The 19,034-nt window shown below is 67.2% G+C and carries 21 protein-coding genes and 1 tRNA gene; 12 read left to right on the forward strand and 10 right to left on the reverse strand.

Translation table 11 applies throughout. The features are described 5' to 3' along the window. Window position 1: 1 nt before the first annotated feature. The 9 genes from K4043_RS00550 to K4043_RS00590 all read right to left on the reverse strand — a co-directional run bounded on the left by K4043_RS00550 (window position 2) and on the right by K4043_RS00590 (window position 7,373). Window positions 2-889, reverse strand: a complete 888-nt coding sequence (locus tag K4043_RS00550) for a DMT family transporter (protein WP_265308512.1) — start codon at window positions 887-889, stop codon at window positions 2-4. A gap of 32 nt (window positions 890-921) precedes the next feature. Further along, complete coding sequence (murB, locus tag K4043_RS00555) at window positions 922-1,959, reverse strand: UDP-N-acetylmuramate dehydrogenase (protein WP_123729719.1); 1,038 nt, start codon at window positions 1,957-1,959, stop codon at window positions 922-924. A gap of 8 nt (window positions 1,960-1,967) precedes the next feature. Then, window positions 1,968-3,023 carry a quinone-dependent dihydroorotate dehydrogenase gene (locus K4043_RS00560; RefSeq protein ID WP_123729093.1) on the reverse strand — a complete coding sequence of 352 codons (1,056 nt, stop codon included), beginning with the start codon at window positions 3,021-3,023 and terminating at the stop codon, window positions 1,968-1,970. 9 nt (window positions 3,024-3,032) lie between these two features. After that, a complete protein-coding gene (locus K4043_RS00565) occupies window positions 3,033-3,803 on the reverse strand; it encodes a class I SAM-dependent methyltransferase (protein WP_265307816.1) in 771 nt (256 codons plus the stop codon). Between the two features lie 7 nt (window positions 3,804-3,810). After that, window positions 3,811-4,095 (reverse strand): DUF4190 domain-containing protein, encoded by a 285-nt coding sequence (locus K4043_RS00570; protein WP_123729095.1) that lies wholly within the window; start codon window positions 4,093-4,095, stop codon window positions 3,811-3,813. A 50-nt stretch (window positions 4,096-4,145) separates the two neighbouring features. Beyond that, a complete protein-coding gene (locus K4043_RS00575; protein ID WP_265307817.1) occupies window positions 4,146-4,931 on the reverse strand; it encodes an SDR family oxidoreductase in 786 nt (261 codons plus the stop codon). Next, on the reverse strand, window positions 4,931-6,463 hold the full coding sequence (locus K4043_RS00580) for an aldehyde dehydrogenase family protein (protein ID WP_265307818.1): 1,533 nt from the start codon (window positions 6,461-6,463) through the stop codon (window positions 4,931-4,933). The genes K4043_RS00575 and K4043_RS00580 overlap by 1 nt, the downstream gene beginning before the upstream one ends. Before the next feature lie 183 nt (window positions 6,464-6,646). Continuing rightward, window positions 6,647-6,723: transfer RNA gene (locus tag K4043_RS00585), tRNA-Arg, on the reverse strand. Window positions 6,724-7,001: 278 nt separating this feature from the next. Continuing rightward, window positions 7,002-7,373 (reverse strand): hypothetical protein, encoded by a 372-nt coding sequence (locus tag K4043_RS00590; protein ID WP_265308560.1) that lies wholly within the window; start codon window positions 7,371-7,373, stop codon window positions 7,002-7,004. A gap of 155 nt (window positions 7,374-7,528) precedes the next feature. Between K4043_RS00590 and K4043_RS00595 the strand changes: the two genes are divergently transcribed. From K4043_RS00595 to K4043_RS00635, 9 genes are all read left to right on the forward strand, one after another. Next, the gene (locus K4043_RS00595; protein ID WP_265307819.1) at window positions 7,529-8,017 is read left to right on the forward strand and encodes a YetF domain-containing protein; all 489 of its coding nucleotides are present in this window, start codon (window positions 7,529-7,531) and stop codon (window positions 8,015-8,017) included. Window positions 8,018-8,108: 91 nt separating this feature from the next. Then, window positions 8,109-8,348: a hypothetical protein gene (locus K4043_RS00600; RefSeq protein WP_265307820.1), complete on the forward strand. Its 240-nt coding sequence runs from the start codon at window positions 8,109-8,111 to the stop codon at window positions 8,346-8,348. A gap of 183 nt (window positions 8,349-8,531) precedes the next feature. Next, window positions 8,532-9,695, forward strand: coding sequence for a zinc-dependent alcohol dehydrogenase (locus K4043_RS00605; RefSeq protein ID WP_265307821.1), 1,164 nt, complete (start codon window positions 8,532-8,534; stop codon window positions 9,693-9,695). A gap of 1 nt (window position 9,696) precedes the next feature. Continuing rightward, a complete protein-coding gene (locus tag K4043_RS00610; RefSeq protein ID WP_123729101.1) occupies window positions 9,697-10,689 on the forward strand; it encodes an acyl-CoA dehydrogenase in 993 nt (330 codons plus the stop codon). Beyond that, window positions 10,686-11,435, forward strand: coding sequence for a PIG-L family deacetylase (locus K4043_RS00615; RefSeq protein WP_265307822.1), 750 nt, complete (start codon window positions 10,686-10,688; stop codon window positions 11,433-11,435). Before K4043_RS00610 ends, K4043_RS00615 begins: the two co-directional genes overlap by 4 nt. Then, entirely contained in the window at window positions 11,432-12,019 is a 588-nt protein-coding gene (locus K4043_RS00620; RefSeq protein WP_265307823.1) for a nodulation S family protein, read from the forward strand. The genes K4043_RS00615 and K4043_RS00620 overlap by 4 nt, the downstream gene beginning before the upstream one ends. Continuing rightward, a complete protein-coding gene (locus tag K4043_RS00625) occupies window positions 12,016-12,729 on the forward strand; it encodes a glycosyltransferase (RefSeq protein WP_265307824.1) in 714 nt (237 codons plus the stop codon). Before K4043_RS00620 ends, K4043_RS00625 begins: the two co-directional genes overlap by 4 nt. A 193-nt stretch (window positions 12,730-12,922) precedes the next feature. Next, window positions 12,923-13,372, forward strand: a complete 450-nt coding sequence (locus tag K4043_RS00630; RefSeq protein ID WP_019183020.1) for a PA2169 family four-helix-bundle protein — start codon at window positions 12,923-12,925, stop codon at window positions 13,370-13,372. Window positions 13,373-13,531: 159 nt separating this feature from the next. Beyond that, a complete protein-coding gene (locus K4043_RS00635; RefSeq protein ID WP_046272599.1) occupies window positions 13,532-13,819 on the forward strand; it encodes a hypothetical protein in 288 nt (95 codons plus the stop codon). Between the two features lie 54 nt (window positions 13,820-13,873). Here K4043_RS00635 and K4043_RS00640 read toward each other — a convergent pair whose 3' ends face one another. Further along, window positions 13,874-14,341 (reverse strand): GNAT family N-acetyltransferase, encoded by a 468-nt coding sequence (locus K4043_RS00640; protein ID WP_265307825.1) that lies wholly within the window; start codon window positions 14,339-14,341, stop codon window positions 13,874-13,876. Between the two features lie 110 nt (window positions 14,342-14,451). Between K4043_RS00640 and K4043_RS00645 the strand changes: the two genes are divergently transcribed. From K4043_RS00645 to thrA, 3 genes are all read left to right on the forward strand, one after another. Further along, entirely contained in the window at window positions 14,452-15,141 is a 690-nt protein-coding gene (locus K4043_RS00645; protein ID WP_265307826.1) for an AraC family transcriptional regulator, read from the forward strand. A 66-nt stretch (window positions 15,142-15,207) separates the two neighbouring features. Further along, on the forward strand, window positions 15,208-16,155 hold the full coding sequence (locus tag K4043_RS00650) for a DMT family transporter (protein WP_265307827.1): 948 nt from the start codon (window positions 15,208-15,210) through the stop codon (window positions 16,153-16,155). Window positions 16,156-16,502: 347 nt separating this feature from the next. Next, the gene (gene thrA, locus K4043_RS00655; protein WP_265307828.1) at window positions 16,503-19,025 is read left to right on the forward strand and encodes a bifunctional aspartate kinase/homoserine dehydrogenase I; all 2,523 of its coding nucleotides are present in this window, start codon (window positions 16,503-16,505) and stop codon (window positions 19,023-19,025) included. Window positions 19,026-19,034 lie beyond the last annotated feature (9 nt).

Here is a 19,034-nt window from a genome sequence, read left to right on the forward strand (position 1 = left end):
TCTATTCCCCCGGCTTGGCGGCCGCGGTGACGGCCTGCGACTTCGCCCGGCGTGCCAGTACCGCTTCGCGGTGGGCGATGTAGGCATTTGCGCCGAGGATGATGCCGGCGCCGATCACGGTCCAGCGGTCCAGCGCCTCATTGAACAGCAGCCAGCCGAGCACGCTCACCAGCGGCAGCTGCATGAAGCTGATCGGGGTCAACGCGGAGACCTCGCCCAGGCGCAGGGCGCGTGTCCACAGCAGCTGGCCCAACGTGCCGAGCACGCCGGTCGCGACCAGCCAGACCCACGCCACGCCGGTGGGCCAGACCCACACGAACAGCGCCGGCACCAGCGACAGCGGGACCCAGAACACATAGGTGTAGAACACCACGGTATCGGCGCTGTCCACGCGGGTGAGCTGCTTGATCTGGATCGCCACCAGCGAACTCAGTACCGCGGCGCCCACGGCGACCAGGGTGCCGGGGGTGAAGCTGGTCGAGCCCGGGCGCACGATGATCAGCACGCCGATGAAGCCGATGATCACCGCCGCCCAGCGCCGCATGCGCACCGTTTCGCCCAGCCACAGCACGGCAGCGATGGTGACGAACAGCGGCGTGGAGTAGGAGAGCGAGATCGCCTGGGAGATCGGCAGATGCCCGATCGCCCAGAACGCGCACAGCATCGAGGCCAGCCCGATCGCACTGCGCAGGAAGTAGCGCGGCAGTTGCTGTGTCCTCAGCGGTGCGCTGCCCGGGCGGATCAGCATCGGCAGCAGCGCCAGCAGGCCGAAGGCGTTGCGGAAGAACGCCACTTCCTGGGTGGGCACGTAACGGGTAGCGTAGCGGATCGCGATCGCCATCAGGCCAAAGGCCAAGGTACTGCCGAGCATCAGCAGGGCGGCCCGCAACGGCGTGGCCACCGGTAACGCGGGGGCGGGGGTCACCACTGTGCGCCGATCAGCCTGGGCTCCGGTTCGATCGGCACGCCGAACTTCTCCAGGACCGAGGCGGAGATCCGCCGCGCCAACGCGAGCAGTTCTTCACCGGTGGCCTGACCATGGTTGACCAGCACCAGCGCATGGCTCGGCGCCACGCCCGCATCGCCATCGCGATAGCCCTTCCAGCCGCAGCTCTCGATCATCCAGGCGGCGGAAATCTTGCGGCGGCTGTCGTCGTCGGCCGGGAACACCGGCAGCTCGGGGAAGTGCTGCAGCAGCACCTCCACCTGTTCCAGCGGCAGGATCGGGTTCTTGAAGAAGCTGCCCGCATTGCCGAGCACCTCCGGATCCGGCAGCTTGCGACGGCGGATGTTGATCACCGCGTTGGCCACATCGGCGGCCACCGGCAGCTCCACACCCATCGCCTCCATTTCCTCGGCGATCCCGGCGTAGCCCAGGCGCAGGCCATGCAGCAACGGCAGACGCAGTTCGATCGCGGTGATCAGGTAACGGTCCGGGTCGTGCTTGAAGATGCTGTCGCGGTAGGCGAACTGGCAGCCTTCCGCATCGAAGCGCACCCAGTCGTTTTCGTGTCGGTCCCAGGCATCCACAGCCTGGATGAACTCGCCGACCTGCGCGCCATAGGCGCCGATGTTCTGGATCGGCGAGGCGCCGGCGGTGCCGGGGATCAAGGCCAGGTTTTCCAGCCCGGACAGCCCGTTCTGCAGCGACCACATCACCAGCCCATGCCAGTTCACGCCGGCACCGGCGCGCACGATGGTGTGGTCGGCGCGGTGCTCCAGAATCTCGATGCCGCGGTTGGCGAACACCAGTACGGTGCCGTCCACGTTGTCGGCGATCAGCACATTGCTGCCGCTGCCCAGCACCAGCAGCGGCTGGTCGGCGACGCGCGGCAGGGCAAGTACTTCGGGCAGTACGGAAGGATCGAACACCTCCAGCAGCTGCGCGGCGGTGGCGTCGACGTGGAAGGTGTTGAGCGCCTTCAGCGAGGCGTTTTCAGTGATGGCCCAGGCAGTCATGGCGTCGTTCACAGCGGTGCCACCGCGCCGCGGCTGGGCGCCTCTCTGCGGCGGCGGATCGCCTCCACGCAGTCATGCACCAGCTCGGGGCCACGGAAGATCAGGCCGCTGTAGCACTGCACCAGTGCGGCACCGGCCGCCATCTTGGCTACCGCGTCCGCACCGGATTGAATACCGCCCACGCCGATCAACGGCATCGATTCGGGCAGGCGCGCACGCAGGCGGCGCAGCACCAGGGTCGACTGGCCCAGCAGTGGCGCACCGGACAGGCCGCCGGCCTCGTTCGCACGCGGGTCACCGGCCACGGCACTGCGGTCGATGGTGGTGTTGGTGGCGATCACGCCGTCCACCTTGAGCTCACCAAGCACGCGGGCAGCGGCGTCGATATCGCGGTCGCTCAGGTCCGGGGCGACCTTGACCAGCATCGGTACGCGCTTGCCGTGCTTGGCCGCCAGGCTTTCCTGGCTCTCGCGCAGCTGCGAAATCAGCTGGCGCAGCGCGGTCTCTTCCTGCAGCTCGCGTAGGCCGGCGGTGTTCGGCGAGGAGATGTTGACGGTGATGTAGTCGGCCAGCGGATACACCTTCTGCAGGCAGTGCTGGTAATCGTCGAACGCCTGCTCGTTGGGGGTGTCCTTGTTCTTGCCGATGTTGATGCCGAGCAGGCCAGTGCGGCGCTTGGCGCGCTCGACATTGCGGACGAGCGCATCCACGCCCAGATTGTTGAAGCCCATGCGGTTGATGATGGCCTGGTGGTCCGGCAGCCGGAACAGGCGCGGCTTCGGGTTGCCCGCCTGCGGGCGCGGGGTGATCGTGCCGATCTCCACGAAGCCGAAGCCCAGGGCCAGCAGCGCATCGATGTGCTCGCCGTTCTTGTCCAGGCCGGCGGCCAGGCCCACCGGATTCGGGAAAGTCACTCCGAACGCGTTGGTCGGCAGCGGGTCGATGCGGCGGCCCATCAGCGGCGTGGTGCCGGTGCGATAGGCCAGGTCCAGCGCGCTCAGGCCAAGGCCGTGGGCGCGTTCTGCATCGAGGGCGAACAGGAAGGGGCGGGCAAACGAGTACATGGCGTTCAATCAGTCCAGCGTGCCGACAAAGGCACGGGTTTGGTATTCAAAAGCGATCTGGCCGTCCACCGCATGGGCGTCGAACAGCTGTTGCAGCGCGGCCAGCATCGGCGCGTGGCGCGGGTGACCGGCCTGCGGTGCATACGAAGAGGAGAGCAGGCGGCCACGCAGGCCATCCAGGTCCATGCGCTGCACGTTCGGCAGCCGGGCCATGCCACGCAGGCCCTCGCCGAACCATGCGCGCATGGTGTCATCATCCTGGTAGCGCTCGGCCACCTCGGTGTAGTCGGTGCCGAACTCGAGCAGCAATTGCTCATAGCCGATCAGGAACGGCGAGGCATCGAGCAGGCGCGAGTTCCAGAAGACCAGCGCCATCCCTTCGGGTTGCAGGATGCGCGCCCATTCGTGGCGCACCGCAGCGGTGTCAAACCAGTGGAAGGCCTGCGCCGCAGCGACCAGACCCACGCTGTTGTCGGCCAGGCCGGTTGCTTCGGCGGTGCCATCGGCGACCTTCAGGCGCAGGTAGTCCGGTGCGAGCAGCTGCACGGCCGCCTCACGCATGGCCGCATTCGGCTCCACCGCGATGACCGGGTGGCCGGCGGCCAGGAACAGCCGGGTGGAAATGCCGGTGCCGGCGCCGATATCGGCGACCAGGGTCTCGGTGGGAACACCGATGTCCTGGTGCAGCCAATCCAGCAATGCCGGGGGATAGTCGGGACGGTAGCGGACGTAGTCGGCAACCCGACTGCTGAAGCGTTCGGTCGAATCCGAGCGGCTCATGTGCACCTCACGATTGGGTAGCGGCAAACCAGGCCAGTCCGCCGAAGAACAACAGCACCACCACCAGCGCGAGCAGGCTGCCGATCACGATGATCCAGCCCAGGATCAGGCCGGCCAAGGCCATGCCGTCGCCTTCCAGCTCCAGCGGGCGGCGCCGGATCTCGGCGCGGGCCAGGTGGCCGGTGACGATCGCGGCGATGCTGCCGATGAAGGGCAGGGCGGTCCAGCCGAGGATGCCCATGATCAGGCTGACCACGGCCATGGCACTGGTTTGTCGGGGCGGAAGGCTCATGCAGGTCCTGGTCGCGGTGGGGTGGTTCGATGATAGGGCCAGCGGCGGGTTTATCCCATCAGGACCTGGCCACCATCCACATTCAAGGTATGCCCGGTGATCCAGCCCGCCAGCGGCGAGCACAGGAACAGCGCGGCGTTGGCGACGGCCGCCGGCTCGCCGAAGCGGCCGAACGGGATCTTCGCCAGGGTGTTTCGATACAGCTCTGGGTCCTGCTCGCGCCGGCGTGCCCACAAACCATCCTCGAACTCGATCGAGCCCGGGGCAATGGCATTGACGCGGATCCGCTGCGGCGCCAGGGCCAGGGCCTGTGAGGTGGTGTAGTGCATCAGCGCCGCTTTGGCCGCCGCGTATGGCGCGCCACCCGGGCGCGGCTGCTGGGCAGCGATCGAGGCCAGGTTGAGAATGCAGGCATCACTGGACTGTGTCAGCCAGGGCAGGGCCAGTCGCGAGGCGCGCACGGCCGACATCAGGTCGACGTTCAAGCTGGTTTCCCAGCCCGCCTCATCGTCGCCCATGCCGTAGCCGGTCGCATTGTTGACCAGCACATCGATACCGCCCAAGGCCTGAGCGGCATCGGCCAGCCAGCGGCCGATGTCGTCCAACTGGGAGAGGTCGGCGCTGGCGGTATGCACGGCCAGGCCGAGCGCTCCGGCATCCGCACGCAGTGCGGCCAGACCGGCCTCACCGCGTGCGCAGACCGAGACGCGGGCGCCTGCCGAAGCAAACGCCAGCGCCATTGCGCGCCCGATGCCCTTGCTGCCGCCGGCAATCAGCACCCGGCGCCCGGTGAACTCCAGGCGCGGGCCGGCCGACAGGTGGGACGCGGGGTCCATCACAGGTCGAACTTGATGCCCTGGGCCAGCGGCAGCGAATCGGAGTAGTTGATGGTGTTGGTCTGGCGGCGCATGTAGACCTTCCAGGCATCCGAGCCGGACTCACGGCCACCGCCGGTGTCCTTCTCGCCACCGAACGCCCCACCGATCTCCGCACCCGAGGTGCCGATGTTGATGTTGGCGATGCCACAGTCCGAACCGGCTGCCGAGAGGAAGCGCTCGGCGGTCTTCAGGTTGGTGGTGAAGATCGAGGAGGACAGGCCCTGCGGCACGCCGTTCTGCATGTCGATCGCTTCGTCCAGCGTGCTGTACTTCATCACGTACAGGATCGGGGCGAAGGTCTCGTGCTGGACGACCTCGTCGCTGTTCTCCAGGCCGGTCACGATGGCCGGCAGCACGAAGTTGCCGGCGCGGTCGATGCGGGTGCCGCCGGTCTGCACGGTGCCGCCGCTGGCCTTGGCCTTCTCGATCGAGGCCAGGAACTGCTGCACGGCGCCGTCGCTGTTGAGCGGGCCCATCAGGTTGGCCGGGTCGGTCGGATCGCCGATCTTCCCTTCCACCTGCTTGTACGCCTTGATCAGCGTGGCCAGCACGTCGTCATGGATGGATTCGTGCACGATCAGGCGGCGCGTGGTGGTGCAGCGCTGGCCGGCGGTACCGACGGCGCCGAAGACGATGCCCGGGATCGCCAGCTTCAGATCGGCGGTTTCATCCAGGATGATCGCGTTGTTGCCGCCCAGCTCCAGCAGGCAGCGGCCCAGACGATGCGCCACCTTCTCGGCGACCTGGCGGCCGACCTGGGTCGAACCGGTGAAGCTGATCAGCGGCACGCGCTTGTCGGCCACCATCTTCTGCGACAGCTCGGTGCCGGCATCGTTGATCAGGAAGAACAGGTCCGGGAACCCGCCGTCACGCAGCGCTTCATTGCAGATGCGCATGGAGGCGATCGCGGTGAGCGGGGTCTTGTTGGAGGGCTTCCACAGGCAGATATCGCCGCAGATCGTGGCCAGGAACGAGTTCCATGCCCACACCGCGACCGGGAAGTTGAACGCACTGATGATGCCGACCAGGCCGAGCGGCTGGTACTGCTCATACATGCGGTGGCCCGGGCGCTCGGAGTGCATGGTGTAGCCATAGAGCATGCGGCTCTGGCCCACGGCGAAGTCAGCGATGTCGATCATCTCCTGCACTTCGCCATCGCCCTCGGGCTTGCTCTTGCCCATTTCCAGCGCGACCAGGGAGCCCAGGGCGTCCTTGTTGGCGCGCAGGGCTTCGCCACACAGGCGCACGGCTTCGCCACGGCGCGGGGCCGGGGTGGTGCGCCAGACCTTGAAGGCCTCCTGGGCGCGGGCCACGATGGTTTCGTAGTCGGCGTCGGTGGTCGCGTACACCTGGGCGATGGCTTCGCCGGTGGTCGGGTTCACCGGCGTGATCACCCCGGCATCGGTGGCCGAGGACCACTCGCCGTTGCCAAGGTAGGTGCCAGCGTTGGTCGCGTCGAGGCCGAGGGCCTTGAGCAGGTCAGAGGACATGCAAACTCCTGTTGCGTTGCGTTTGTAAGGCGCTGGCCGCTGGCAGGGTGGGGGGCGGCAAGCTCAGCCCCGAATGGTAACAGAGGGGCGCAATGCCTCATCTGGCGATGCAGCGCACAACCCGGCACACCCCGCGGCGGCAGTAATCCACCCGGCAGGCAATGGCGCGAAAGCATCCGATGTTGGTGACCCCGGCCCGATTCGAACGGGCGACCTTCCCCTTAGGAGGGGGACGCTCTATCCAGCTGAGCTACGGGGCCAAAACGGCCTGCAAGGATACAGGCAAACAGGTTGGTTCTGCAGCCGGACATCGTTCCAGAGCCTATCGCCAGCCCAGCCGGGGGGCGCCGCGCAAACTACGTTGCTGGCGGTCGCTCGTAATCCTCAGGCGTTGCCCCATGCTCCGCCTCGGGCATGTCCCTGTCCTTCCACCGGGCGTCATCGTTCCTCAGCTTGTCCGGGGTATGGCTCTTCTGCTGGTCATCTTCTTTGGTCGCCGGTGCTCGCGGTGCAGTAGTCATGACACGTCCTGGTTTGATCAGCGATCCAGCGTCTGTTTGCCGGCCGTACCGTGCTGGCCGAAGTCTGGTTGGGTAATGCCGTCGTCCTCGCGCACGCCGTCCGGCTCACCTTCACCGGCTTTGCCTCCCTTGCCGTGGCCGTGCTGGTTGTAGCCCTCGTTCTCGGTCTTCAGGTGCTCCGCATCCGGATCTTTCGCGTCCTTGTCGTCCTTCGGTGGCTTGGCCGCGACGAACGGGGAAATCGGATCACTGGCCGGGAAGGTCTCTTCCAGCGCCTCATCGTGATTCTCCGACGTGCGCTCCTTGTCGACGGTGCCGTCCGCCGGCGGGCAGTTGTGCGTGGCGTGGGCGTCTTCGGCGGAGGCGGGCGGGGTCTTGTCGTGCTGCATGGCGTGTCTCCTGCGCGAACGGGTAGGGCGGTATGGCTCGACGCTAGCCCTGCCGCTGTTACGGAGGAGCGGGGGTGCCGTGAAGGGCGGGTGCTCCCACCGGCTTCACCTGGTAATTCCTATCGTCCAGGCCTCGCCACACGGAGGCTGCCGCGATGCATGAGATGTTCGAGTTGGGGATGGAATGGTGGGAGTTCGTGTTCCGCGCGGTCGCGGTCTACGTCGTGGTCCTGTTGCTGACCAGGTTGAGTGGCAAGCGGTCCATGGGCCAGTCCACGCCGTTCGACATCCTGGTGATCGTGCTGCTGGGCACGGCCGTGCAGAACTCGCTGATCGGTGAAGACACGTCACTGCCGGGCGGCCTGATTCTGGCGGCCACATTGATCGGCCTGAACTGGTTCGTCGGCTTCCTGGGTGCGCGCAGCAGACGCCTGAACGAGATCGTGGAGGGCGTTCCCGTGGTGCTGGCACGGCACGGCACCATCTACTGGGAGCAGGTAAAACGCTGCAATGTCAGTCCGGCGGATCTGGAGGTGGCGATGCGCGCGAACGGCTGTGAGGGCTTCGGGCAGGTCGAGCTGGCCGTGCTGGAAACCTCGGGCGAGATCACGGTGCACAAACGCCGTTCCGAAGGCCACGACTGATCCGCCGGTCGCGCCCGGCGGCGCCGCCCTCGCTGGATGTTGACGGGAGGCCGCGTAGCGTCGAAGCCGCCCCACAACAGGAAAACGTGCGATGTACATGCCACTGGACAGTGAAGCGATGACCCCACGCGATGATGCGATCGCCCAGGTGCCGTACCCGACCCCGGACCCCATGCCGCCCGCGCCGCCGGTGGAAGAACCCGGCCGAGGCGATCCACCGGCGCAGGAGCCGCCGCAGGAGGTACCGCCGGAGGGTGATCCCGCGCCTGCATCGCCGCCGCAGGAGCTGCCGCCGGATCCGGAGACGCCTTCGGCGCCTTCAGTGGAGTAACACGCTGCCGGCCGACAGCGCACCGGCAGAATGAATGATTCATGCCTCACGCGAGGGCAAGCGCTCCGCGTGGCGGGAGTATCAGCCTGCAAAGTGGCGGGATGAACGCCCCGCACACGGTGCGGTCACGACGCTGCCACGCCGTACCACGTACCACAGAGGTACTTGGACACGGAGTTTGCTATGCGCGCACTGACTTACCACGGCAGCAAGGACGTACGGGTCGATACCGTGCCGGATCCCGCACTGGCCGCCCCGGACGACATCATTCTGCGGGTCACCGCCACGGCGATCTGTGGCTCGGATCTGCATCTGTACCGCGGCAAGATCCCCGACCTGCACACCGGCGATGTGCTCGGCCATGAGTTCATGGGCGTGGTGGAGGAGGTGGGTGCAGGCGTGATGGATCTGCGCCCGGGCGATCGCGTGGTGATTCCGTTCGTGATCGCGTGCGGTGAGTGCTTCCATTGCCGGCTCACCGAGTTCGCGGCCTGCGAGACCACCAATACCGGCAAGGGCGCGGCAGTGAATCAGAAAGGCATCCGCCCGCCGGCGGCACTGTTCGGTTACAGCCATCTCTATGGTGGCGTATCCGGCGGGCAGGCGGAGTTCGTGCGCGTGCCCAAGGCCAACGTCGGGCCGCTGCGTATTCCGGATGCGCTCTCCGATGAGCAGGTGCTGTTCCTCTCCGACATCCTGCCGACCGGCTACCAGGCCGCGCTCAATGCAGGCGTCAAACCGGGCTCCACGGTGGCGATCTTCGGTGCTGGCCCGGTCGGGTTGATGAGTGCCGCGTGCTGTCGCCTGCTCGGTGCGGAGACGATTTTCATGGTCGATCACCTGCCGTATCGCCTGGCGTTCGCGCAGCAGACCTACGGCGTGACGCCGATCGACTTCACCAAGGTGGAGGATCCGGCGGAGTACATCATCACCCAGACCAATGGCCGCGGTGTGGATGCCTCGATCGAGGCCGTCGGGTTCGAAGCGGAGGGCAGTGCGCTGGAGTCGGCGCTGACCACGCTCAAGGTGGAAGGCAGCAGCGGCGTGGCGATCCGCCAGTGCATCGCCGCGACGCGTCGCGGCGGCACGGTGAGCATCCCGGGTGTGTATGCGGGCTTCATCCACGGCTTCCTGCTCGGCGATGCGTTCGACAAGGGCCTGACCTTCAAGATGGGCCAGACCCACGTGCAGAAGCTGATGCCCGAGCTGCTCGACCATATCGGCGAAGGCCGGCTGGATCCGGGTGTGATCGTGACCCACCGGCTGTCGCTGGAAGACGCGGTACGTGGCTATGAGATCTTCGACCGCAAAGAGGAGGATTGCCGCAAGGTGATCCTGACGCCCTGACATGAATGCCGTGGCTTCTCTGGTACCGTCGACGGCACCGCAGCCGGTGACCGATGGCGACGACCTGCAGGCGCAGGCCCGCGCGTGGATCGAACATCACCCCACGTTGCCGCGTCCCGGCAGCGGGGATACGTTGCTGCGCTGGCAGGCGCTGGCACACATGGCGGCGCGTGATCTCTGCCTGGCCAAGGTGCTTGAAGCGCATTACGACGCGCAGGCGATCCTGGAGGAACTGGGCGCCGCCAGGCCGGATCGCGATCGGCTGGGCGCGGTATGGGCAGCCGAAGGGCCGGCAGCAACCCTTCGCTTCGATCGGGCCAGCGGCACGCTCTCCGGTGACAAGCCGTGGTGCTCCGGCGCCAGCTGGGTTGACCATGCGCTGGTGACGGTGCGCGACGACGACCGCTCGCGGCTGTTCCTGGTGCCGGTGCGCCGCGCCAGCGTGAGTTTCCTGCCGCAGACGTGGCAGGCGACGGGCATGGGGCGGGTCCCGAGTGGCACAGCACGCTTCGACCAGGTGCCGGCCGTCGAAATCGGTGCGGCCGACGCCTATCTGCAGCGCCCCGGTTTCTGGCATGGCGGCGCGGGCATCGCGGCCTGTTGGTTTGGCGGGGCCAGTGCCCTGGCCGAGCCGCTGCTGCGCAGCGCGCGTGCCGATGAACCGGGCACGGCATCCGGCCTGCTCGGTGAGATTGATCTGGCGCTGTCGCCGTGCGCCTCCCTGCTGCGCGAGTTGGCCGCGCTGATCGATGCGCAGCCCGACGAACCCCATCAGCGCGAGATCGTGCGGGCGCGCAGCGCCGTGGAGCGCGCCGCCACCCTGACGCTGGACCGGGTGGGCAGGGCGCTTGGGCCCGGGCCGATGTGCATGGACCCGGCACACGCCCTGCGCTGGGCAGACCTGACCGTCTTCATCCGCCAGAGCCACGCCGACCGCGATTGGCAGCACCTCGGCAATCTGATGCACCGCGAGGGACGCACGTGGACACTGTGAATCGTCAGATTGAAGGCGGCGGCGTGACCGAGGCGCAGTGGGCGGCATCGCCGTGGTTGCAGACACTGCCGCTCGTGTCCCCTGCAACGCTGTTCGGCGATGCGCGACGGCTGGTGGTGGTGTCGCCGCATCCCGACGATGAAGTGCTGGCCTGCGGTGGCCTGATGGCGCTTGCGCACCAGGCGGGGCTGCCCGTCACGGTGATCTCGGTGACGGACGGCGAGGCCTGCTATCCCGATCACCCTGCGTGGTCGCCCGAGCGGCTGCGCGTGGCCCGTGCCGCTGAGCTGGACGACGCGCTGCGTTGCCTGGGCTTGGCGAGTGCAGCGCGGATCGCCTGGCACATCGGCGATGGCGCAGTGACAGCCAGCGAGGCATGGATTGGCGAGCAGTTGGTGGGCCTGCTGCAGCCGGATGATCTGGTGTTGGCACCATGGCGCTTGGACGGGCATCCGGACCATGAAGCGGTCGCGCGTGCCTGCGTGCAGGCCTGCACCGCGCGCGGCGCCGCAGTGAAGGAATACCCCGTGTGGGGCTGGCATTGGCTGGATCCGGCGGCGGCAGCGACGGTCTGGGCGTCGGCCACACGCTATGCGCTGGATGACGAACTGGTGGGCAGCAAGCGCGATGCGATCCAGCAATTCGTGACTCAGACCGGTGCGGTGGAGGGCTTGGAGTGCGAGCCCATCCTGCCTGCCGATGTGCTGCAGCGGTTCGAACGCAACTACGAGGTAGTGATCGGATGAGCGATGTCGCCTATTTCAATGCGCTGTACGAGCAAGAGGATCCCTTTCAGTACCGCACCCGCTGGTATGAGCAGCGCAAGCGCGCGCTCACCCTGGCCAGCCTGCCGCGCGAGCGCTTTGCCCGGGGCTGGGAGCTGGGGTGTGCCAATGGTGTACTGACCACAGCCTTGGCCGAACGCTGCGATCAACTGCTTGCCACCGACCTGAGCAAGGGGGCGGTGCTGGCCGCCCGGGCGATGACGCGGGGGCAGACCCACGTCAGCATCGAACAGGCCCGTCATCCGCAGGCATGGCCAGCGGGACGGTTCGATCTGATCGTTCTCGGCGAGATGGGCTATTACCTGGCACCTGAAGACATGCATCAGACGGCCGCGCAGGTGGTGACCTCGCTTGCACCGCAGGGCGTGGTGATTGCCTGCCACTGGCGCGTGCCGTTCGAGCAGGCGCGTTGCAGCGCTGCATTTGTTCACGGGCAACTGGATGCCTGCCTGCCCCGTATTTTTTCCTATCGCGACGAGGACATGCTGCTGGAGGGGTGGTCCACCGATACCACCTCGGTGGCCGCACGTGAGGGGCTGCGATGATCGCTGTTACCCTTCCCGCGCACAACGAAGAACAGCTTATTGCGGTGTGTCTGCAATCACTGCAGGTGGCGGCCCTGCATCCCGCGCTGCGCGACGAACCCGTGGTGATCGTGGTGGCACTCGATCGCTGCAGTGACGCCACCGAGTGGATCTGCCAGCGCATGGGGGTGGAGGTGGTCAACGTGGACGCGGGCTGCGTCGGCATTGCCCGGGCAGCCGCCAGTGAACGTGCGTTGGCGCTCGGTGCCCGCTGGATCGGCTGCACCGACGCCGACAGCGTGGTGCCGCCGGACTGGCTGGCGCGCCAGCTGCAGTGTGGTGCGCATGCGTTCTGCGGGGTGGTAGCCGTCGGCGACTGGCTGGACTATCCGCAGGCGGTGCGCGAGCAGTTCCTGCAGGGCGAGCAGGCGGTGGATGGCCACCCGCATGTACACGGTGCCAACATGGGCTTCAGCGCTGCGGCGTATCGTCAGTCCGGTGGCTTCGCGCCACTGACGACCGGAGAGGACGTCGCCCTGATCCAGACGATGCACGGCGCAGGCATGCGCGTCGCGCGGCTGGCCAGCCCCCGGGTGATGACCAGCGCCCGCCGTCATGCACGTGCGCCGCACGGTTTCAGTGACTTCCTGCGCCGCCTTGAGCAGCGTGTGGGCTTCGCGACGGGCGATGTTGTGAGCGACGTCGTCCCCATTTCGTTGCAGGCGCGCTGAAGGAAGTAACACGCATTTCGCGCTTCGACGACGCGCCGTGCACATCTGTCGCGCAGCACGTTGAGGTCGCTGAACACTCGCATTTCAGTGTCACGCCGACTTCATGGCCGATGCGGAAAAGTCGACTCACCCCGACAACAACACACGGGTCAAAAACACACGGGTCAAACCGGACCAACAGGAGTACATCGCAGTGAATACCGAATCGAAGACCGCGCATAACTTGAACGACCTGATCGAAATCGCCCGCGATGGCCAGGAGTTCTACACCGAGGCCGCAGGCAAGGTCGAAGATGCCGAGTTGGCGGCGCTCTTCACCCGTATTGCCGGCGTCAAGAATGAGATCGTCCGCTCGCTGAGCGCCACCGTTGTCGCCGCCGGCGGCAAGCCGGCCGACCATGGCACCTTCGTCGGTTCCATGCAGCAGTTCTACGGCAAGGTGCGCGCCACCCTGGGCGACAAGCAGTATGGCTACGTGGCCGAGCTGGAAGAATCCGAAGATCGCCTGCTCAAGGCGTTCAAGGACACCCTGACCGACGCCGACACCTCGCCGGCCGCGCGCCAGGAAGTCCAGCGTCTGCTGCCGCAGGTGCAGGAATGCCATGCCGTGATGCGCGACCGCAAGCACGCCATGAAGCACTGAGTTTCAGTCGCTTCCTGGAGCAGCATCGAGACAGCCCCGGCACTGCCGGGGTTGTCTGTTTGTGGCCGGCAGGACGGGTGAGGACCACGCCCCGGACGGGGCCGAACGGTAGTAGGGGATTTGGTGCATACTCGGGACAAAGAGCCGCTTGGATTTGACATGGAACACATGCGTTGGCTGACGCTTCGTCTCAGCAACAATCAATCCATCGGCCCGAAGGTGCTGATGGACCTGTGGGCCAACGCGTGCGAGACCAATCAGTCCTCGGTGACGCGCGAAACGCTGCCCGGCAAGTCCACCTCCTACGCACTGCATGCACCGACCTCGCTGGCCTATCCCAAGCGTGCGGAACTGCGCATGCGCAAGCTGCTGGAAGAGGCTGGCTACACCTTCACCCTGGGATCGCTGGCCGACCGCCCGGCGCCGCAGCCGGTGCGCTTCCGCTGACGCCGGTCAACGGCGTCACATTCATTCTCGATCCAACATCCCGCGACCGCGTGTTCAGTCGACGCGGTCGGCGGCCACGCTGCGGACCATGATCCGGACCGGCATGCCCGCGGCATGCTGCAGCGATTCCAGCGGTGCCCAACCCAGCCGGCGATACAGGCCGCCATCATCGGCTTCGGTCTGCAGGTAGATGTCCCGCACGCCAAGGGTCCTGCCGCGCGCCAGCAGTTCGGCAATGACCGCCTCGGCCAGGCCGCGGCCGCGATGGTCCGGGTGGACATAGACGCCCCCCAGCCAGTGCAGCCGTTCGGGGCGCTCCGTGCGCTCATGGAATTTGAGCTGCGCGGCAGCGACCGGGACCTCGCCCTCCAGTACCACCAGCAGCAGGGGCAGCTCGTCGTCCTGCAGGAAGACTTCCAATCGCTGCTGCTCGTCCAGCACGGTGACTCCGGCAACGTGGCTGCCCCATTCCTGGAAATACCATGCGGCGATGACCGGCAACAGCTCGGGGCGATCACTCAAGGGGACGATGCTGCAGGCCACGGCGAACGCTCCATGTTGTACGGGTCGGCTGCCATGGTACTCGTAGCCGCGGCTTGCGGTGCTCTTCGCTCTGCGCGCAGACTATCGCCATGCACGCCAGCGCCTGCCACCTGCGGTGTTACGGAACGTCCAGTGATGTGGACCGGCATGACTTTGCGCAGTGGGTGCTGCCGCTGCGCGGGGATCTGGATTTCGACGTGGATGCGTTTGGCGGTCGGCTGGATGTCATGCAGGGGGCGTTTGTTGCACCCGGGGAAGGACACGCGCAGACCGGCGATGGCGATCATCTGATGCTGATCGTCGATTGCCCGGCCGGGCTGATCGATGACCACACCCTCGAGCATCTGCGCCGCCAGCGGTGGCTGGCACTGCCGATGAAACTGCGGCAACGCTTGGCCGGGGCGCCCGCGCACGTCAGCGACGATCTGCTCGCAACCTTGCTTCAGCAGTACGCACCTGCCGGCAGCGCCGCACGCCTGCATGCGCTGTGCACGCAGCTTTCGGCCAACCCCGGCGCGGACTGGAACGTGGCCCGCATGGCGGCACGGGTCGGTATCAGCGGCAGCCGCCTGCACGCGGCGTTCGTCCAGGAATTCGGGGTGCCGCCGCAGGCCTGGTTGAGTGCCTGCCGGCTGCGCTGGGCCAAGCATCGGCTGCTCACCAGCACCGACAGCATCGCTGCCATCGCGCTGGATGCCGGGTACTCCGAGCACAGTGCGTTGACCCGTGCCCTGCGCCGGGAAACCGGGCTGACCCCGCAGGCCTTCCGCAGGCAGTAGTCTGGGTCAAGACGCCGTGGCACGCTGCTCCTACACTGCGCGGCCAATGCACACGCACGAGCCGCAATGAAACGATCAATGGGAGTGGGCATCGCCAACGGTATTGCCGCCGGCGCGCTGTGGGGCGTGGTGTTCCTCGCCCCGGCGATGCTGCACACCTTCACTGCGGTGCAACTCTCAGCGGGCCGTTATCTGATCTACGGCCTGATTGCCGTGATTCTGCTCGCGCCGCGCTGGCGGCAGCTCAAGGACCGGCTCGGCTGGCCCGAGTGGCGAGGCCTGTTATGGCTGAGCCTGGCCGGCAACCTGGTCTATTTCCTGCTGTTGGCCAATGCCGTGCAGTGGGCCGGTGGTGCGGCTGCCTCGCTGATCGTGGGATTGATTCCGGTCGTGGTGACACTGGCGGGTGTACGCGAGGAGGGTGCCGTGCCGCTTCGGCGGCTGGCACCGGCGCTGCTGTTGTGCCTGCTGGGTGTGGCGCTGGTGGGCTATGAGGCCCTGATGGCCGAACACGCGCAGGGCTCGGCGGGGCGCCGTCTGCTCGGGCTGCTGTGCGCGGTCGGTGCGCTGTTGTCCTGGGCGGTGTATTCCATCGGCAACAGCCGCTGGCTGGCGCGCCGCCCGGATCTGTCTGGCCATGACTGGTCGCTGCTGACCGGCATCACCACCGGCGGACTCGCCTTGGTGCTGGTGCCGAGTGCGTTTCTGACCAGCGCGACGGTGCATCCGTCCGGCGAATGGCTGGAGTTCTGGCTGATCAGTGCGGGCGTGGCGGTGGTCGCCTCGGTGCTCGGCAATGCCTGCTGGAACCGCGCCAGCCGCAACCTGCCGCTGGCCCTCACCGGGCAGATGATCGTCTTCGAAACGTTGTTTGCGCTGTTGTATGGCTTCGCCTGGCAGCAGCGCTGGCCGACGCTGATGGAAACGGTCGCCATCGTCTGCCTGGTGTCGGGCGTGCTGATGTGTGCGCACGCGCATCGGCCACCTGCGGCGGTGGCGGAGCATGTGGGGTAGGGCAGGCGTTGTGCTGTCTGGATGGTGTCATTCGCAACTTTTTGGCCGACGATCGCAGCGGTTTACGTGCCGCCATCTTTTGCAGCGCAGCACTTGACAAGCAGGGCGGTGACGTAGTTTTCTTGCCCCATGGTCACCCCCGCCGCCCACGTCAGCCTGCTCCTTCCCGCCTCCGCGGGCGGCCAGGCCGTGTCGACCGGTACCACCATCATTACCACCGCCACCACTCGCCCGGTGCGGCCCGTCGTCTTCGCGTAATTTCCGAAAACCACGGCCCCGCACCCAGATCAGGTGGCGGGGGAAACTCTCACATCTGATATGACGCGGGGCCTCCCATCGAGGTCAGCATGTCTTCTGTCGCCGCTTCCGCTCCACCCTCCGCCCAGCCCGCCGTCTCCGTTGCATCGCGGGCCGGCGTGAGCACCGTGGTCCACAAGTTCGGTGGGACCTCGGTGGCCGATGCCGAGCGCTATCGCCACGTCGCCCAGTTGCTGCTGGCGCGCGAGGAAGCGATGCAGGTCACCGTGGTCTCGGCCATGAAGGGCGTCACCGATGCGCTGATCGGCGTCGCCACGTTGGCGGCGGAAGATGGCTCGGCCTGGCGGGAGCAGTGGCACGCGTTGCGGGCACGCCATCGTGGTGCGGCGGTTGCCTTGTTGGGCGAACACGCCGGGGCAACGGTGGAGTGGTTGGACCAGCGCTTCGACCAGTTGGCCGAGGTGCTGGGCGCGCTGGCGGTGATCGGTGGTCTGCCCACCGAAGTGCTGGATCGCGTGCAGGGCATGGGGGAGGTGTATTCGGCCCAGCTGCTCGGCAAGTACCTGCAGACGCTGGGCGAAGACTGCGCGGTGCTGGATGCGCGCGATGTGCTGGTGATAGAGCGCGGCGAACTGGGCGTGGATGTGGACTGGGTGCGCAGCGCCGAGCGACTGGCCCAGTGGCGCCTGCAGCATCCGCAATCGCGCATCGTGGCAACGGGTTTTGTCGCCCGCGACCGCCAGGACCGCATCACCACGCTGGGCCGCAACGGCAGCGACTATTCCGGCGCAATCTTCGCCGCCTTGTTCAATGCCGACGAGCTGCACATCTGGACCGACGTGGACGGCGTACTCTCGGCCGACCCGCAGGTAGTGCCCGAGGCGGTCAAGCTGGAAGCGCTGAGCTACGATGAAGCCTGCGAGCTGGCCTATTTCGGCGCCAAAGTGGTGCACCCGCAGACGATGTCGCCAGCGATCGAGCGCGGCCTGCCGATCATCATCCGCAACACCTTCCATCCGGACCATCCGGGTACGCGCATCACCGCCGAGCGCACCGTTTCGGGTCCGATCAAGGGCCTGACCCTGAGCCCGGACCTGGCGGTAATCAACCTGGAAGGCACCGGCCTGATCGGTGTGCCCGGCACGGCCGAGCGGGTGTTCGCGGCGCTGCGCAATGCGCATGTGTCGGTGGTGATGATCTCGCAGGGCTCCTCCGAGCACTCGATCTGCTGCGTGGTGAAGCAGGCCGAGGCCGTGCGGGCGCGTGAATCGCTGCTGCAGGCGTTCGCGCATGAGTTGAGCCTGGGCCAGGTGCAGCGCGTGCAGTTGACCGACAACGTGAGCGTGCTGGCCGCCGTGGGCGATGGCATGGCCGGCCAGCCCGGCGTGGCCGCGCGCCTGTTCGAGTCGCTGGGCCGCGCGCAGGTGAATATCCTGGCGATCGCGCAGGGCTCGTCGGAGCGCAACATCTCGGTGGCGGTGGACAGCCGCCATGCGACCAAGGCCCTGCGCGCGGCGCATGCCGGGTTCTGGCTGTCGCCGCAGACGTTCTCGGTCGGTGTGATCGGCCCGGGCAACGTCGGTGCGGCGTTGCTCGATCAGCTGCAGGCGGCCCAGGTGCAGCTGCTCGGCCGCGCGAATGTGGATCTGCGTCTGCGTGCGGTGGCCTCGCGCACGCGCATGGTGCTGGACGAGCGCGGCCTGAAAGGTGACTGGCGCGCGGCGCTGTCCGGCCCGGCGCAGCCGAGTGATCTGGAGGCGTTCACGGAGCATCTGCTCTCCGCCCATCTGCCGCACGCGTTGATCATCGATTGCAGTGGCAGCGCCGACGTGGCCGACCGCTATGCCGGCTGGCTGGCGGCGGGCATCCATGTGGTCACCCCGAACAAACAGGCCGGTGCCGGTCCGCTGGAGCGCTATCACGCCATCCGCGAGGCGGCGGCCGGCAGTGGCGCGCGCTTCCGCTACGAAGCCACGGTGGGTGCCGGGCTGCCGGTGATCACCACGCTGCGCGACCTGGTCGATACCGGCGATGAGGTGCTGGCGATCGACGGCATTTTCTCCGGCACGCTGGCGTGGCTGTTCAACAAGTACGACGGCCAGGTGCCGTTCTCCGAGCTGGTCAGCCAGGCACGTGGCATGGGCTACACCGAGCCGGACCCGCGTGATGACCTCTCCGGCGTGGATGTCGCGCGCAAGCTGGTGATCCTGGCGCGTGAGGCGGGCCGGGAGCTCAGCCTGGAGCAGGTGCGCGTGGAAAGCCTGGTGCCTGAGGCGCTGCGCCAGGCCAGCGTGGACGACTTCATGGCGGGCCTGCCCCAGATCGATGCGGTGTTTGCAGAGCGCCTGGCGGTCGCCAAGGCTGACGGCGCAGTTCTGCGTTACGTCGCGCGCCTGACCTCTGACGGTGCCGAAGTCGGTCTGGTCGCACTGCCGGCCGGGCATGCCTTCGCCAACCTGCGCCTGACCGACAACGTGGTGCAGTTCACCACGCGCCGCTACTGCGACAACCCGCTGGTGGTGCAGGGGCCGGGCGCCGGGCCGGAGGTGACCGCCGCCGGTGTGTTCGCCGATGTGCTGCGCGTGGCGGTGGGTGAAGGAGCACGTCTGTGAGTGAGGGCA

Source organism: Stenotrophomonas sp. SRS1 (assembly GCF_026130205.1).
GTDB lineage: Bacteria > Pseudomonadota > Gammaproteobacteria > Xanthomonadales > Xanthomonadaceae > Stenotrophomonas > Stenotrophomonas rhizophila_B.